The organism is Actinopolymorpha sp. B17G11 (assembly GCF_040196095.1).
Taxonomy (GTDB): Bacteria; Actinomycetota; Actinomycetes; order Propionibacteriales; family Actinopolymorphaceae; genus Thermasporomyces.
Genome location: NZ_JBEFTW010000001.1, coordinates 175730 through 191954 on the forward strand (window position 1 = coordinate 175730; position 16225 = coordinate 191954).

The window sequence follows — 16225 nt, forward strand, 5'->3', positions numbered from 1 at the left end:
GCGGGACAGCCGTCAGCCGACGTCCACGACGCCGGTGAGGGTTTGCCGATGCCCGCCGACGGACTGGATGGTCAGCGCGAGCTCCCACTCCCCGCGGGCCGGGATGGTCGCGGTGCTGACCAGGTGGCCCGGTGCGACCTCCTGGCTCGTCACCCGCACCGACCTGCCCGTACCGCCTGTTCGCTGGAGGACGGCCTTGACCGCGCTGCCGTCTTTGGGAGCGCCTTTCCGGTCGAGCACCGAGAAGTGCAGAGTGTTCTCGCCGACAGTGGCGGGGACGACGACCAGATCCAGCCAGCCCTTTCCGCCGGGGCCGCCGGTGTCGAACGCGAGCCGTGCCGGGGCGGGAAGCGTGTGTGCCGACCCCTGTATGGCCGACCCCTGTGTGGCCGACCCCTGTGTGGCCGATCCCTGTGTGACCGGCCGCTGTGCGCCGGTCGCCGGGAGCAGCCCGGGCTGGACGGCCACGAGGAGTGCCGTCACGGCCAGGAAGGTTCCGGCAACCCCGGCCTCGACCGCCATGAGCCGGCGAAAACCCTTGGTCGGAGCGACCGGCTGACGTCGCTTGCCCGGACCATGCCGCGGCCAGTCGTCGCGCCGGCGCAGCCACCAGCGGCCCGCGACGCAGACCGCCGCGAGTGCGACCACCAGCGCGGTCCTTGCGAGGAGCAGCCAGCCGGACGGGGTGGCGGTCACCGCGTCGAGGCCACCGAGTTGGCGCCAACTCTGGTAGCCGCCGGTGAGCACGAGCACGCCGAGGCACACCAGCGCGACGCGGAAGAACCGGGCACCCGCTTCGCGTGCGTCGGTGACCTCGCGGTTGCGCAGCGGCGCCGCGCACGACAGCACCAGGCCACCGACCAAGACTCCGAACGCGGTGAGGTGCACGATGTCGACGGCCACCTCGAGCGGCCCGAGCGCGGACGTGGTGTGACCCGGGAGGGCCCAGGTGGCCGCGAGCGCTGCCGTGCAGCCAAGGACACCGCCGCTTCGCAGCCACAGCTCCCCTCTGGTCTCGGGCGGCCGGGCGGCAACCAGCTCCGCAACGGCGAACCCGGCCAGCACGAGCACCAACAGCCGCGCCAGCAACGCGGCGCCCTGCTCCGACTGGAAGGTGGCTACCAGGAGCGCGGGGTCGAGAGCGTCGGTCAGCGGTGCCCAGGCCGCATAGGGTCCGTACGACACGAGAACCGCGAGCGTGGCGGCGACGAGCCCGAGCCAGGCGTAGGTGATCAGGCGGCGGACACGACGGGCACCGGCCGGCCAGATGACGGCGACGAAGAACACGGCGCCGACGAGCACGGCCATAGCCGCGAACGCGGCGAACCGAGCCAGCGTGCAGACCACCACGATGACCGTGCTCGGTTCGGTCTCGATCCGTGGGGCCGGATGCTCCCGGCTCCGGGACACGAAGTCGAAGGTGAACGTGCCGCCGACGGGTTCCAGTTGGCTGGACGGCAGGCTCCACGCCACGGCGTACGTGCCGGCGAACCGCGTCCTCGGCATCGGCACGGAGATCGTGTCGGCGCGACCGTCCACTCTGCTCGGACGGTCGAGGACGACCTCCCTGCGGTACGGGTCGGTCATGCGGACGGTGACGAACCCCGCGGGAACGGGCCGGTCGAAGGTGAGCAGCAGACGCTCCGGCCGCGCGGTCTCGCCGTTACCCGGCGAGGTGGATCGCAGCACGGCGTCGCCGGTGGATGGCGACGCCACCACGAGCAACGCGGCCCAGCACCCGAGTACGAGCAACGAGACCGCGATGGCTCGCCCGACGAGCGACGGTGTACGCGTGCCCTGCGCCGAGGCCCTTCGGCCTCGACTCTGGACAAGTGTCATCGGGTGCTCGCCTCGGTCGCCGCCGCCGTTCCCGCCTCGTCCGCCGGATCGGCCGCGTGGTCCGCCGGATCGGCCGCGTGGTCCGCCGGATCGGCCGCGTGGTCCGCGTGATGCGCGTGGTCGGTGTCGCCCGCCTGGTCGGCACTGTCCGGCTGGTCGGCATCGTCCGTAGCTTCGCCGGATGAGGCGCTCCGGTGCGTTCGCACCTGCCGGACGAGAGCGATCCCGAAGATCACCCCGATGCAGGCCAGTACCAGGACGAGCAGCAGGGTCAGGATGTCGTCGTCGGACTGCCCGCCCGACTCACCGGCGCTTTGGGCAGAGGCGCCTCGGTCGGCGGAGTCGTCGGCCGACTTGACGGCCGCGGCGTCGGCCGCCGGCGGGCTCGCGGACGGGGTGGCGACCCTTCCCGCGCCGATGGTGATGGCCGGCGCCACGGGGTTCTGCTGACTGGATGCCGAGGCGTCGGGCCACCTGTCGGTGTCGCCGTTCGCGTACGTCTGGGTCGCTTCGAGGGCGAGGCGGCCGTGGCGAGGAAGCGGCCCCAGCGTGACGAGGAACTGCTCGAACTGGCCAGGGCCGACGCGGCCGCCTTCCCACACGATGGACTCGGCGACCTCGCGGACGGCCCGACCCTCGACCTCGGCCGGCGGGTTCAGCGGCCTTGTCGAGATGCTCACCGTCCAGCCCTTCACGGGGGTGACCTCGACGATCGAGATCGGTGTGTCGTCGGGAAAGACGAGCGCGAGCCGGTTCGTCGACGTGTCCTGCCGCTCGTTGGCGAGCCGGATGGCGAACGTCTCCGTTCCTCCGCCCTTCACCGTGCCGGGCACGATCGAGACGCGGGCCGCGGCGGGTTCGGCCATCACGAGGACGCCGAGCGTGGTCGCGGCCATCGTGGCGAGCACAGTGGCTAGCACGGTGAGTACGAGAGTGACATAGCGGGGAAGGCGGGACTGGCAGAGCGCCATGGTGGGACTCCCTGGGGATGGCAAGGCCGGGACGACCAGTCACGAATGCACGAATGAAGGAGGCGGCCCTGAGCAGGGACCGTTCATGGAGACTCTGTTCATCGAGGGTGCGGCCCGGGGCAGGGCGATGCCCCGGGCCGCGTTCAGATGCCTACGAGCAGGCGTCTGGATCAATCGGGTTGAGCTGCTCGCAGGTCAGCTTCTCCCGCCAACCGGCGGGAACCTGCTGCGACCAGCCGTTGTAGACAATCGGGACAGGCAACACACCCTGTCCGCCCATGCCGTCCTGACCCGTGATGGTGTCTTCCATCGCGGTGCCAGGCTCCTGCGACATCACGAGCTGCCCAGCGATGGTGGCGTCAGAGATGTCGCCATCCATGTTCGGGTCGATGTCGATCACCTGTGCCGCGTTGGAGAACTTGTTGGACACGTAGCCGTAGTAACCGCCGCCCTTCTTGGCACCGAAGTTGATGCCGTGACAGCCGGCGTTACACGGCAGGTCCTTGACCACTTCGTTCGTCGACGGGTCGATCACGGAGACCGTGCCGCTGTAGGTGTTGGCCGCCAGCAGCGCCTTACCGTCCGGGCTCACCGGGAGCTGGATGGTGAGGCCACCGAATGGACCGCCCGTGGGCCCCGAGATCGGGTCGTAGTTCTCCCACAGGTCGATGCTGCTGTTGGTCACCAGTTCGCCATCCTGCATACACGCGTCCTCCGCGATGGAGATACACGAGATGCTTGCGCCGAGGAAGTCCGCCAGGTATGCCCTCGACGAGTCGGGGGTCATGCCCGTGGCGATCGGCAACTCACCGGTTGGTGCCTTGCGCCACGTCCCTGACTCGTTGTCGACGATGGTGGCGTCGTACGGATTGACGTTCGGGGTGACCGTCGTCTTTCCGTCATGGCTGAGCCAGAACGCATGCGGGTGCTGCGGCATGGCCTCCTGGCTCTGCGGGCCGACCGGTATGCGCCGATCGATCTTCGTGGCGCCCGGCGTGAGCTCCACGACATCGGTGCCACCGTTGATGGCCACCTGCACCTCGTCCGTGTCGGTCCGGGTCATCACGTGGGAGGGGTCTGGTCCCACCTTGACCGTACGAACGTGCTTGCCGCTCTCCCGCTCGAAGACGGACAGCTCGTCGTCGAACCATTCCGTCTGGTACAGGTACTTGTAGTTCTTGTCGGTCCACATGTTGTGCGGGTTGTTCATGTTGATGGCTGAACCGGAGATCTTGCGAGCGATCTTCCAGTTCTCGACATCGATCTTCGTGGCCGCACCCACCTTGTCCTTACCGGCGTACTCCTCCATCTGGGTGTCGATCCAGACCTCGCCGACCCCAGGGGTCTTCGGCGGACTCAGCGCCGGCAACTCCTTGGGGTACTTGAACTTCTGGTCGTAGTACGCATCCAGGTTGGGGATCAGCACCTGGTCGCCGTCCTCGTCGTACTGCAGGATCGGCGCCGGCGGGAACACCGGGTTCCAGCTGGAGGACTCGGTGTAGCTGAACTCCTGCCAGTTGTCCGGCACGGTGATCGTGAAGAACGACCGCACCAGTTGCTGGATGACGTCCGCGCTGGACGGGACGCTCAGGTCGCGCGATGTGACCTCGAGCTCCTTGCCGAAGTCGAGCCCGACCGTGAGCGGGTCGTCGATGACGGCCGCACCGAGCATGTACGGGTGGATCGTGCACGTCCACGCGTACAGTCCCGGCTCGGTGAGCTGGGTCGACGCCTCGCCCATGAAGGCACCCGGCTGCTCGAACATCGGAGCGCCCTTGGGCCGGATCAGCGAGGTGATGTCGTGCACCGACTCGTTGTCCGGACCCGCGATGTTGAAGGTCGCCGTGACCGCAGGGCCTTTCTGGGCGAACTTCGTGAGGTCATCGAGGGCCTTCTGCAGGTCGACGCCGACCGGCAGGCTGTCGAGGCTGATCGGCGCATCGACCGGAAGGTCGGCCGTCCGCTCGGCGAACTGCCCGAGCAGCGACTCCGCCTTGGCGGCGGCCGGAGCCGCCTCCTTGTTGGACTGCGCGATCGACGTCACGGCCGCCAGGGTGCTGTCCAGGTTGAGCATCTCGGACAGGTTGACCCCGGTTTCCCCGAGCAACGGCACCCCGCCGGTCGCACCCGACACGAGGCCGGAGAGCGAGTCGGTCAGGTTGGCGTTGGTCAGGCCAGAGGCCTGAGCCGACGTCAGTCCACCGATGCCTGGTACGCCGGAGGTCAGCCCCTCGACGCCCGCGGCACCGCCGGTCAGCCCGCCGACGTCCGGTGCGCTGCCGGTGAGTCCGCCGACGTCCGGAAGGCCGCCGCCGGTGAGTCCACCGGTCAGTCCGCCAGTCAGTCCGCCGGTGAGCCCGCCGACGTCCGGAAGGCCGCCGGTCAGTCCGCCGGTGAGCCCACCGACGTCCGGAACCCCGCCGCCGGCGAGTCCACCGACGTCCGGGACGCCGACCGGACCACCGACGCTCGGGATGCCGACCCGCGGCAGGACACCCACCGCGAGCGACTGACCGCCGAACAGGTCGAGCCCCGAGTCGAACCAGTTGCCGTTGCTGTCCTTCAGATCGAAGGTGATCGGTACCGGACCAGCACCGACGGGCAGCGCGGCCGCCTGCGGTGCTGCCATCGTCACCGTTCCGAGTGCCGCGAGCGCCAGGACCGTGGCCGCTCCTTTGAGACGTTTGCGTCTCCTCGACGCTCCCGGGGGAGCATTTTCGGGCATGAGGTTCCCTTCGTTCGATCCCAGAGGGTCGCTCGAACTGCCGCTTGATCCGACGGCACAGTTCGAACACAAAGAGTGAAATGCCTGAGAGGCGCCGAAATGGAGACGAGGTCGTAAATGCACCGTTAAACGGGCTTAACCCTCAATGCGGGATTTCGGTGATATGCCCGAATAGGGCGCGACAGTAGCCACCGGGGAAGGGCCGTCCTCTGCCGGTGTGCAGCACTCGTCCCGCTCAACGACGAACCGTGGTGATGGGTAACGGGTGTGCCGGGATCCCGTCCGACAGCGTCTTCCCGCCCCGGCGGGAAGACGCTGTGGGAAGAGCCCAGAAAGGGCCTGGTGGGCCCCGTCCGTGGTGGACGGGTCTGGCGTGCTAGCTCGGCGCGGGGAGGATGCAGCCGGGGCTGGGCACGGCCAGCACGTCGTCGGCCTGCTTCGGTACGCCGGTCACCGGGTCGAGGGCGAAGTGCGTGACCTCGTGTGAGCGCTCGTTGGCGACATAGAGATGTCCACCGAAGACGGCCAGGTGCCGCGGCCACGCCCCACCTGTGGGGACGTCGGCGACCGGCCGCACGCTCGCGCCCGACACCTCCAGGGTGCCGATGACATCGAGGCCGCGGTTGGCCACGTAGAGATGACGGCCGTCGTCACTGATCGCTATCTCCGACGGGTAGTTGTCCGCCGGGGCGCGCTGCACGGTCGACGGCGCGACGCCTCGACCCTCCATCGTTCCGGTCCGCGGATCGAGCGCGTAGGTCGTCACGGTGGAGTCGAGTTCGCCGGCGACGTGCACCATCCCGTCCGGTGCGAAGGCGAGGTGGCGGGGTCCTGCGCCCGGCGCCGTCTTCGCGACCGGTCCTGGCGTGAGCGTGCCGGCGTCGAGGTCCAGTGCGTACGTGAGGACGGCGTCGATGCCCAGGTCGGCGACGAGGACCTGGTGACCGCTCGGATCGATGCGTACCTGATGCGCGTGGGGTCCTTCCTGGCGGTCGGGGTTCGGGCCCGAGCCGGCATGCTGGATCAGGTCGGTGCGGTCGCCCACCGACCCGTCGGGCAGGATCTGGTGCACGGAGACGTGCCCGCTGCCGTAGTTCGCGGTCAATAGATAGCGCCCGGACGGATGAACTGTGAGGTGACAGGCTCCCCTGCCGCCGGTCGGCTGGGCGGTGCCGACCTCGGTCAGCTCGCCCGACGCGCTGACGGCGTAGGCGACGACCGACGCTGCGGCGGTTTCGTTGATGGCGTAGAGATAGCTGCCACTCGGATGCCAGGCGAGGAAAGCTGGCGAGGCTGTCTCGGCCACGAGTCCGACGAGTTCGAGTGCACCTGAGCGGCGGTCCTGCTCGGCCAGACTGATGCCAGCCCCGTCGCCTCCCGCTCCCACCGTGAACGAACCGATGTAGACCCTGCGGTGGTCGGTCGCGGTGCCGCTGCTCGCCATTGGCTCCTCCGTCTGGTTGCGCTCGCACGCCTCGACCGCAGCCATCCTGGCCGTTCCGCGCGCCAGGCATCTGGTCCTGTCGGCTGAGTGAGGAGCATGTCAGGGACTGCTCGCCGCATGCTAGGGGGTGTCTGATCGATCGTGATCCATCAGACACCCCCTAGCGGGATCTGAAGATGTCGAGGTTCTTCGACTGGCGGCGCGTGACCTGCGAGAAGAGTTTCTCGAGGCCGTGCTCGATCCGGTCCAGCTTGTCCTTCGGAAGGCGCAGGGACCGGGCGATCCGGGAGGGGTCCGTCCCTCCGTGCCAGGCGATCACCACCGTGCCGCCGGGGCGTACCACACGGTGGAACTCCTGGAGACCCGCCTCGAGGTCGGGCCAGATCGCGACGTTGTTGACCGACACGACGTGATCGACGCTCTGGTCCGGGAGCCCTGTCCGTTCCGCGGTCCCCACGCGCAGGTCGACGCGGCCCTCCCCGGCCGCGACCCGGTTGACTCTCGTCGCGACGTCCCGCATGTCGGGTGAGGGATCGATCCCCTGGATGAGCGCGGCGTCCGTACGCTCGACAAGCAACCGGACCAGGCCGCCTGGACCGTACCCGACCTCGAGCACCCGATCACCGGGCCGCACCTCGAGGTTGTCGAGAACGACGTGCTGCGGGTTCGTCCAGAGCATGATCCGCCCGGCCAGGCGTCCCCTGATGCCATTGGGCCTGGCGAACGGAGAGGTGACCGGCCGCTCCATGGCCCACGAACGTGCGAGTTCTGTCTCCATGGCCGTCAGACTGGCGCTTCAACCCGACTTGAAGTCAAATGGCGGCATGGATCTCCTGCCCATCGGTGAGGCCGCCACCAGCCTCGGGATGAACACGTCGGCGCTGCGCTACTACGACGAGAAGGGCCTCGTCCGGCCAGCGGCGCGCCAGGGCGGCCGGCGGATGTACGGTCCCGAGGAGTTGCGCCGTCTCGCGTTCATCCAGATCATGCAGCAGCTGGGGATGAGCCTGGACGCCGCCTCGGCTGTCCTCGACGAGCCGAGTGATCGCTGGCGCGAGGTCGTCAGTGAGCAGATCGAGATGCTCGAGCACCTCATCGCCCAGGCCAGAGGGGCTCAGCACTTCCTCGAGCACGCCGCGAAATGTCCGGCCGAGCACCCGGTTCGTGAGTGTCCGTACATGATCGATGCGCTTGACCGGCGGCTCGCAGGAGTACCCCTCGAACAGCTCGCCGCGGAGCACGGTCAGCCGGTGCCTGACGGATACCGCAGGCGTTAAACGTCTCGCACTGCCGAGAGCGGATGTGGTGACCGGATCGTAACGGTCGAGTAGTACCACTCGGCGTCGTTCGTAACATCCGCCTGGCTTTCTACCACGGTGACCGTATTTTCCCATCAACGAGCTTGCTCCGGCTCGTGGCGAAATGCGACCACTTCCGTTCCGCATCGAAGAAGGGAAGCCGATGGGCGCGTCGAGTTCGTCGTCTGGGGATGGCCGATCCCGAATCCGGCTGGCTTGCGTGCTCGCCGCGGTCGCCGGTGTCGTCATGATCCCGGGGCCCGCGCTTGCGCACGTCACCGTCAATCCGGACACGGTTGAGGCGGGCGGCTACGCCAAGCTCGCCTTCCGCGTCCCGAACGAACGCGACGACGCGTCCACCACGCGGGTCGAGGTGGTCTTTCCACAGGACAACCCGCTGGGCCACGCGTCGGTCAAGCCGGTACCCGGCTGGACATCGACGGTCACCATGAAGAAGCTCGCCGAGCCGATTGTGTCCGGCGACAGCGAGATCACCGAGGTCGTGTCGTCCATCGTGTGGAAGGGCGGCACGATCGGGGCCGGCGAGTTCCAGGAGTTCGAGGTGTCGGCCGGCCGGCTGCCGCCGGGCGAGGCGGCGCTCGCGTTCAAGGCACTGCAGACGTACTCGAGCGGGGAGGTGGTCCGCTGGATCGAACTCCCGGGTGCTGATGGCACGGAGCCCGAGAGTCCGGCACCGATGTTGACGGTCGCACCGCCCGAAGCGGCGAACGCGGGAGCCGGCGCTGCCGAGTCGCCGGCCGACGCGGCCGAAGACACGGCGGCAGAGGGTACGGCGGCGGAGGATGCGGGCGGCGGAGAGCCCGCTGGTCAGGCCGAGGCCGTCGCCGCGCAGGATCCGGGCGCCCGTTGGCTGGCCGGTGCGGGACTGGCCGCCGGACTGCTGGCATTGGGCGTCGCGATCCTGCGCCGCCGTCCGACCGGTGCCGTCCCGCAGACATCGACGACTGAGGCCGCGGCCGCCCCTGAGGAGCCGGCGAAGGCGCGGCGGTGAGTCGTCGTCGGCTGATCCGACGTTGTGCCACGGTCGTGGCGGCCGTGGTGACCACCTGGCTCGCTCTGCTCGTCGGAGCGGGCCAGGCGTGGGCCCACGCCGACCTGGTGTCGACCCAACCCGCCAATGGACAGCGCCTCGCGACCGCGCCGCACGAGGTGAGGTTGACGTTCACCGAGCCGGTCGACCTCGGGCTCGGCGCGGTGAAGGTCCTGGACTCTGCCGGCAGGTCGGTGAGAACGGGTGCCCTGGCGCACCCTCCGGGCGACGCCACCACGGTCGCCGTGCCGATCCGCGGCTCGCTTCGAGCCGGTGTGTACACGGTCACCTGGCAGGTGACGTCGTCCGACTCGCATCCCGTGCGGGGTGCCTTCGCGTTCACCGTCGGCGAGCCGTCCGCCGCGGCGGGTCCGGACCCGGCGGAGGCGAACGCGGGTACCGGGACGGGTGCAGGCAGGGGGTCGGCTGCGGTCGAGGCGGCCGGTGACGATGCGTACTCCCTGATCGGCGTGCTGTCGGGGGTGGTGCGCGCGTTGGCGTTCGCGGGCCTGGCGTTGTGCGTCGGCGCCCCGTACTTCGTGGCGGTCTGTTGGCCTGCTGGCACGCGTGATCCGCGGGCGCTCCGGCTGCTCCGGTACGGCGGGATCGGGCTCGCGGGCGCGACGGTCGCGGCACTGCTCTTCTACGGTCCGTACGTCGCCGAACTGCCGGTCGGAGCGATCGCCAGACCGTCGCTGTTGGCCGAGACGTTGCAGACCCGGCTCGGCGCCGCCCTCGTGGTGCGGCTGCTGCTGCTCGCCGTGCTCGCGGTCGGCGGATGGCTGCTGCTCCGCCGGCTCGCGCGTCGCGGCAGTGACCAGACGGACGACCGCCGGACGCGAACCCTGCGCGGCGCGGGCGTCATCGCGGGCGCCGCCGCTCTCGCCGCGACGTGGAGCGCGGCCAACCACAGCGCCGCGGGCGTCCAGGTGCCCGTCGCGATCGTCGCGGACGTGGTCCACCTCGTGGCGATGGCGGTCTGGCTCGGCGGACTTGTCGCGCTGGGTGTGGTGCTGCTGCCCGGCCGGGGGGTCGACGGCGTGCGCACCGTCGTACGACGGTTCTCGGCGACGGCCATGGCCTGTGTCGCGGCACTCGCCGCCACGGGTCTCTACCAGGCCTGGCGCCAGGTCGGCAGTGTCGCAGCACTCACCGGCACCGACTACGGCGGCGTTCTCATGCTCAAGGTGGCGCTCGTGCTCGTCATCCTGGTCCTCGCGTTCGGTGCGAGGTCGTGGGTACGCCGGCACGAGCGCCCGGCTGTCGCCCCGATCGCCCACTCGTCGACCCGCCGGCGGGGAGCGCCGGACCCTGCGAACAGCGAGGTCGCGAGGTTGCGTCGATCCGTGGTGGGCGAGGTCGGGGTCGCCGGCATGGTCCTGATCCTGACGGCGGTGCTCGTCAACACCGAGACCGGCCGCACCGCGCTGGCGAAGGAGGACAGCGCACGGACCGATGTGGCAGGCGCGACCGCGCTTGCGGGGGGCGATGCGCGTGGAACGACAGGTGGGCAGGACGGAACTAGGGGCGCGGCGGAACCTGGAGCGACGCCGACCATGCCGACCATGCCGACGGTCCCTGGGATGGCGACCATTCCCTACGACACCGGCGGACCCGGCGGACAGGGCACGATCCAACTCGTCGTCCAGCCTCCGAAGGTCGGGGTGACGACGATGCACCTGGCCACCGTCGGCAAGGACGGCCGGCCGGTGGACCCGGTCGAGATCAGCGCCGCCGCGAAGCTCACCGAACCTGATGTGGGGCCGATCAACCTGAAGGTCGCGAAGGCATCGCAGGGGCACTACATCTCCTTGCCGATATTTCCCCTTGCTGGACAGTGGACGATCACGGTGACGATTCGTACGTCCGATGTGGACCAGGTGACGGTGACGGCTCCGGTCGACATCGGCTGAGGATCTCCCGGCGCGACTTCTCGGGCTCGCCGCCGCTCAGTTTCGTCGGCGTTCAGGGCCGGTCGATCCGGAACGGCGTGAGGTCGAGCGGCGAGGGTTCATCGAGTGCGAGGGCCGCGGCGATCCGTCCGGAGTACGGTCCGGCGGTGAGGCCGGTGGCCCCCATCCCCGTCGCGACGACCAGTCCGTCGACACCGGGAACCCTCCCCAGGAAGGGGATCTCGTCGTCGCTGCGCGGCCGGAACCCGACCCGGGACTCCAGCAGGGTGGCGTCGGCGAGCCCGGGCGCGACGGTGAGCGCGTCGTCGAGGACCTCGCGGATGCCGCCGGCCGTGAGCCGGTAGTCGAACCCGGAGCCCGTCTCGCGCGTGGCGCCGCAGACGATCCGCCCACCCGGAAACGCCAGCAGGTAGTGCGCTCCGAGCGGCTGCACGATGGGCCACGCGGACGTGTCGACACCGGCGAGTTGGAGGTGGACGATCTGTCCCTTCTGCGGCGTCAAGGCAAGCTTGACACCGAACGGACGGAGCAGTTCCGGTGTCCAGGCGCCGGCCGCGACGATGACCGCGTCCGCTGGGACCAGGTCGCCTGCGGAGCCGCGGCCGGTGAGGCGTACGCCGGTGATCCGGCCGATGTCGTCCACGGCGAGCTGGGCAGAACCGGACCTGCGCGTCATGCCACGTCGGGCCGCCGCCCGGACCAGCGCGTCACGCATCATCCGACCGTCCACCCGCCCACCACCGGAGACGTGGACGCCGGAATAGTCCTCCCGCAACGGCGGAAAGTACCGGCGTACGTCAGCGGAGTCGACGCGGGTGACCTCGCCGACCGCCGGCGCCTCGGCCGCTCGTCGGGTGGCGAGTGCATGTGCGTCCGCGAGCGCGGCGTCGTCGGTGGAGACGAACAGCCCGCCCACCGTCGCGTAGCTGGGCTTGGTCTCGCCGTCGTCGCCGAGGGCTTCGATCAGCTCGGGATAGTACGCAGCGCCCGCCGCGTGCAGCTGGTAGGCGTCGACGTAGCGCTTGGCCGACGAGAGCCACGGGCAGATGATGCCCGCACCCGCGTCGGTGGCGCGGCCCGGATCCCCACGGTCGACCAGGACGACGTCGACGTCACGACCCCTCCGGGCGAGGTGATAGGCGACACTCGCGCCGACGATCCCCGACCCGACCACCACGATCCGCATGGTGTCCTCGGCCCGTCAGCCGAAGTCGCGCTGAAGTTGGACAGTGGCCTCGAGTTGGAGCAGGGTGCGCTTGCGGTCCATGCCGCCACCGTAGCCGACCAGCGTGCCGTTGGCTCCGACAACGCGATGGCAGGGCAGGACGATCGGCAGCGGGTTCTGTCCGTTCGCCGCACCGACTGCCCGGAACGCCGTCGGCGAGCCGATCCGCCGCGCCAGCTCGGCGTAGGACCAGGTCTCGGCGTACGGGATCTCGGCGAGCATCGACCAGACCTGTTGCTGGAAAGGCGTACCGCCGGTGTGCAGGGGCAGGTCGAAGTCCGTGCGTTCTCCGGCGAAGTACTCGTCCAGTTGGGTGATCGCCGCCCGCAGCACGTCGCTGTCGTCAACGTTGCCGCTGTCGTCAACGTTGGCAGGGTTGGCAGGGTTGGCAGGGCTGGCAGGGCTGGCGTCAACCTCGCCTTGCGCTGCGGGTGCGATGTCGACGAAGCGGATCGAGGTGAGTGTCTCGGGCCCTGCCCGGAGCTCGAGCGGGCCGATCGGCGAGTCCATGGTGCAGGTGTAATGGATGGTGGTCATGTGGCCCGTCCTCGAGGGTTGCTGTGCTCGGGTTGCCGGTCTCCGCCGAGTTCCCGGGGAGGTGCATGTGCGGTCCAGAGATACTGTGCGGCGTAGCTGCGCAGCGGGCGCCAGCGTTCGGCAAGCGCGGCGATGGTGGCCGGATGGTCGGCGACTCCGAGGTCGACGAGTGCGCGGCGGATGCCGAGATCCGTTCCAGGAAAGGCGTCCGGGTCACCGAGGCCGCGCAGCGCGACGTAGGCGGCAGTCCACGGCCCGATGCCCGGAACGTCGAGCAGGGCGCGTTCGGTCTCGCTCCCGTCCGCGCCGGGCTCGAGGTTCACCTTCCCGTCGGCGACGGCGGCCGCGAGCGCGGTGAGTGTCCTCGCCCGGGACTTCGGCATGGGCAGGCCGGTGGCGTCGGCGAGCGCGTCGGCGGCGGGGAACGTGTGCGTGATCGATCCGGCGGGCATGGCGAGTGGCTTGGCGTACGCTGCCACGAGCCGACCGGTGACGGTCCGCGCCGCCGCGACGGAGACCTGCTGTCCCACAATCGCGCGTACGGCCGTCTCGAACGGGTCGACACTGCCCGGCACGCGGAGGCCGGGCCATTCGCGCACGAGAGGTCCGAGCAGCGGGTCGCGGCCCAGCACGTCGCTCACGCCGGCGGGGTCGGCGTCGAGATGAAGAAGCCGGCGGCACCGCGCGGCGGCGACGCCGAGGTCGCGCAAATCATCCAACCGCAGCGCGCACTGGATGAATCCCTCGCGTGGCGTCAGCTCCACGATCGCCGCACCGTGGTGGAGGCGCACGGCACGGCGGTATGCCGGCGCGCTGATCCCCACCGCGGCCTCAGCCTCGCGCGCGGGACGACGCCTCCCGGGAGCCGGGTGCCGTGCGGGTTCGCCCGTCTCTTCCAGCCCGGGCACCATGCGGTCGGCGAGATAGCGCCACATGGCGTCCACGTCGTACGGAGGGCGATAGGGCAGGCGCAGCACGACGGCGCCGTTCGTCGGTGTCTGTTCCCGCGAGGCGCGTCTCACCTCGCTGGGGGACGCCGCGAAGACCGCGCGGATCGTGTCGTTGAACTGGCGTACGCTGCCGAACCCCGCCGCGAACGCCACGTCTGTGATCGGCAACGTCGTCGTCTCGAGGAGGAGCCGGGCGGTGTGCGCACGGCGGGCGCGGGCGAGGGCGAGCGAGCCGGCACCGAGTTCGGCGATGAGCAGCCGGTTGAGGTGCCTGGTCGTGTAGCCGAGCCGCGCGGCGAGCCCGGCAACGCCGTCGCGCTCGACGACGCCGTCGTTCACCAGTCGCATCGCCCGACCAGCCACGTCCGCGCGCACGTCCCACTCGGGAGAGCCCGGCACCGCGTCCGGGCGGCAGCGGCGGCAGGCCCGCAGTCCGAACTCCTGCGCGGCGGCGGCGGTCGGGAAGAAACGGGTGTTGCGACGCTTGGGCGTCATGGCGGGGCAGCTCGGCCGGCAGTAGATGCCGGTCGTCGTCACGCCGACATAGATCCAGCCGTCGAAACGCGGGTCGCGCGACTCGACTGCGCGGTAGCACTGCTCGCTGGAGGGCATCACGTTGTCGAGCGTGCCACCGCCCACCGACATCGGCTAGCGGGTATCGGACATGGTCGCCGACGACTTCTCGTTGCGTACGATCTCACGCTTGCCCGAAATGAGATGTGCATGGTCGTTTACAGCTGTTAGCCGCATATGGTCGGCTCTGGAAACGTGATCTTCCTACGTTCGGTTGAGGCGGTCGACGTGGACCGGGCCGAGGGCGGTGCCGACGCGGCGTGGCGAAGGCGTCGCGACCACCGGCATCGGGATGACTTGGGGGTGCCGATGAGGCGATCGGCGACAGCGCGATGGAGTCTCGCGGCAGTGGCGGCCATCGTGGCGTCCGTCCTGCCCGTCGTGGTGGATCAGGAGTATCTCCTGCTCACCACCGATCCGACCGACCTGGCCGCGGCCGCCGACAACGGCCGGCGTGCGGAGCCCGCTCCCGACGGCGTACCCACCGAATGGTGGCGGTTCGGCTGGTGGGTGCGGTCAGGACCGGAGCGCGCGCGTCCGACGCCATCACCGGAACCGAAGGTCGCGGGCCCGGCCGTCACCTCCGGCCGTACGAAGGAAGACGCCGAACCGGTGGCGGCCGCGTCCGGCGGTCGGCTCGGCGTGCCCGCCACCGTGCTGTCGGCGTACCGGAGGGCGGCCGCCAGGGTTCGGGTGCTCGACCCGGCCTGCGGCCTGTCGTGGGAGATGCTGGCGGGCATCGGCAAGATCGAGTCGGGTCACGCCTGGGGTGGCTACGTCACCTCGCGTGGTGACACCGTCCGGCCCATCCTCGGTCCGCAGCTCGACGGCTCGCGCTATGCGGCGATCTCCGACACCGACGGCGGCCGGCTCGACGGCGACACCCAGTGGGACCGCGCGGTCGGGCCGATGCAGTTCATTCCCAGCTCGTGGGAGCATTTCGCCGCCGACGGCAACGCCGACGGGACGAAGAACCCGCACAACGTCTTCGACGCGGCACTCGCCTCCGGTCTGTACCTGTGCGTGGGGCAAGGCGACCTCAGCCGCTCGGGGGACCTGCGCGAAGCGCTCTACCGTTACAACCATTCGACGTCGTACGTCCAGAGCGTGTACGCCTGGATCCTTGCCTATCGCCAGGGCGGGGCGACCGCGACGGCGGCCGACGTCTCCCAGGTCCGCGCTGTCGGTGGCGGAGGGGATCCGTCGTCGCCCGGACGGCAGTCGCCGGAGCCCACTGCGTCGCCTCGGCCGACCGGGCAACCGAATCCGGGGGGGCCGGGGCCTGGAGGGCCCGCGCCCGGAGAACCTGCGCCCGGAGAACCTGCGCCCGGAGAGCCTGCGCCAGGAGATCCCGGGGAACCTGGGCCGGAAGATCCGGGTCCCGGTCCGTCACCGGATCCCACGCCGGCGCCCGGCCCCACACCGTCGCCCTGGTGCCCGGTGGAGTCGCTGCCGGTGTGCGTGGAACTCCCGCCGCTCGACCTCGGCCTCGACCTCGATGGCGAGGGAGCGGCCCATCCGGACCAGTGAGCCCAGCCCGACCACTGAGCCCAGCCCGACCAGTGAGCCCAGCCCGACCAGTGAGATGAGGGGCGCCCTCCTCCAGCCGGGTATTGCATGGGGGCGCCCCTCATCCAACAGGTTCGTGACAGGGGTCCCCTCATCCGCTCCGCGGTTGTATGGGGGGCCTCATCTCCTC

The 16225-nt window shown here is 70.1% G+C and carries 12 protein-coding genes; 4 read left to right on the forward strand and 8 right to left on the reverse strand.

The genetic code is table 11. The annotated features are described in order from the left end of the window. Positions 1-12: 12 nt before the first annotated feature. The 5 genes from ABN028_RS00785 to ABN028_RS00805 form a co-directional block, all read right to left on the reverse strand. Positions 13-1839: a copper resistance CopC/CopD family protein gene (locus tag ABN028_RS00785; protein WP_349695216.1), complete on the reverse strand. Its 1827-nt coding sequence runs from the start codon at positions 1837-1839 to the stop codon at positions 13-15. Beyond that, complete coding sequence (locus ABN028_RS00790) at positions 1836-2810, reverse strand: DUF1775 domain-containing protein (protein ID WP_349695217.1); 975 nt, start codon at positions 2808-2810, stop codon at positions 1836-1838. The genes ABN028_RS00785 and ABN028_RS00790 overlap by 4 nt, the downstream gene beginning before the upstream one ends. Positions 2811-2961: 151 nt before the next feature. Continuing rightward, positions 2962-5439, reverse strand: a complete 2478-nt coding sequence (locus ABN028_RS00795; protein ID WP_349695218.1) for a YncE family protein — start codon at positions 5437-5439, stop codon at positions 2962-2964. Positions 5440-5911: 472 nt separating this feature from the next. Next, positions 5912-7024: a lactonase family protein gene (locus ABN028_RS00800; RefSeq protein WP_349695219.1), complete on the reverse strand. Its 1113-nt coding sequence runs from the start codon at positions 7022-7024 to the stop codon at positions 5912-5914. 115 nt (positions 7025-7139) lie between these two features. Then, positions 7140-7757, reverse strand: coding sequence for a class I SAM-dependent methyltransferase (locus ABN028_RS00805; protein ID WP_349695220.1), 618 nt, complete (start codon positions 7755-7757; stop codon positions 7140-7142). A 46-nt stretch (positions 7758-7803) separates the two neighbouring features. Between ABN028_RS00805 and ABN028_RS00810 the strand changes: the two genes are divergently transcribed. From ABN028_RS00810 to ABN028_RS00820, 3 genes are all read left to right on the forward strand, one after another. Then, positions 7804-8256, forward strand: a complete 453-nt coding sequence (locus tag ABN028_RS00810; protein ID WP_349329576.1) for a MerR family transcriptional regulator — start codon at positions 7804-7806, stop codon at positions 8254-8256. A gap of 241 nt (positions 8257-8497) precedes the next feature. Next, positions 8498-9289, forward strand: a complete 792-nt coding sequence (locus ABN028_RS00815) for a YcnI family copper-binding membrane protein (protein ID WP_349695221.1) — start codon at positions 8498-8500, stop codon at positions 9287-9289. Further along, on the forward strand, positions 9286-11241 hold the full coding sequence (locus ABN028_RS00820; protein WP_349695222.1) for a copper resistance protein CopC: 1956 nt from the start codon (positions 9286-9288) through the stop codon (positions 11239-11241). Before ABN028_RS00815 ends, ABN028_RS00820 begins: the two co-directional genes overlap by 4 nt. Before the next feature lie 52 nt (positions 11242-11293). Here ABN028_RS00820 and ABN028_RS00825 read toward each other — a convergent pair whose 3' ends face one another. From ABN028_RS00825 to ABN028_RS00835, 3 genes are read right to left on the reverse strand one after another with little or no spacing between them, the layout of a single operon-like run. Then, the gene (locus tag ABN028_RS00825) at positions 11294-12427 is read right to left on the reverse strand and encodes an NAD(P)/FAD-dependent oxidoreductase (protein ID WP_349329573.1); all 1134 of its coding nucleotides are present in this window, start codon (positions 12425-12427) and stop codon (positions 11294-11296) included. 15 nt (positions 12428-12442) lie between these two features. After that, the gene (locus ABN028_RS00830; protein ID WP_349695223.1) at positions 12443-13003 is read right to left on the reverse strand and encodes a methylated-DNA--[protein]-cysteine S-methyltransferase; all 561 of its coding nucleotides are present in this window, start codon (positions 13001-13003) and stop codon (positions 12443-12445) included. After that, positions 13000-14598: an AlkA N-terminal domain-containing protein gene (locus ABN028_RS00835; RefSeq protein ID WP_349695224.1), complete on the reverse strand. Its 1599-nt coding sequence runs from the start codon at positions 14596-14598 to the stop codon at positions 13000-13002. Before ABN028_RS00835 ends, ABN028_RS00830 begins: the two co-directional genes overlap by 4 nt. A 276-nt stretch (positions 14599-14874) precedes the next feature. Here ABN028_RS00835 and ABN028_RS00840 point away from each other — a divergent pair, with 276 nt between their 5' ends. Continuing rightward, entirely contained in the window at positions 14875-16056 is a 1182-nt protein-coding gene (locus tag ABN028_RS00840; RefSeq protein ID WP_349695225.1) for a lytic transglycosylase domain-containing protein, read from the forward strand. Positions 16057-16225 lie beyond the last annotated feature (169 nt).

Bases quoted from the DNA above. Each gene is read 5' to 3' on its own strand.
- ABN028_RS00805 (WP_349695220.1), bottom strand. From the start codon at position 7,757: ATGGAGACAGAACTCGCACGTTCGTGGGCCATGGAGCGGCCGGTCACC.
- ABN028_RS00825 (WP_349329573.1), bottom strand. From the start codon at position 12,427: ATGCGGATCGTGGTGGTCGGGTCGGGGATCGTCGGCGCGAGTGTCGCC.
- ABN028_RS00785 (WP_349695216.1), bottom strand. From the start codon at position 1,839: ATGACACTTGTCCAGAGTCGAGGCCGAAGGGCCTCGGCGCAGGGCACG.
- ABN028_RS00810 (WP_349329576.1), top strand. From the start codon at position 7,804: ATGGATCTCCTGCCCATCGGTGAGGCCGCCACCAGCCTCGGGATGAAC.
- ABN028_RS00830 (WP_349695223.1), bottom strand. From the start codon at position 13,003: ATGACCACCATCCATTACACCTGCACCATGGACTCGCCGATCGGCCCG.
- ABN028_RS00795 (WP_349695218.1), bottom strand. From the start codon at position 5,439: ATGGCAGCACCGCAGGCGGCCGCGCTGCCCGTCGGTGCTGGTCCGGTA.
- ABN028_RS00800 (WP_349695219.1), bottom strand. From the start codon at position 7,024: ATGGCTGCGGTCGAGGCGTGCGAGCGCAACCAGACGGAGGAGCCAATG.
- ABN028_RS00790 (WP_349695217.1), bottom strand. From the start codon at position 2,810: ATGGCGCTCTGCCAGTCCCGCCTTCCCCGCTATGTCACTCTCGTACTC.
- ABN028_RS00835 (WP_349695224.1), bottom strand. From the start codon at position 14,598: ATGTCGGTGGGCGGTGGCACGCTCGACAACGTGATGCCCTCCAGCGAG.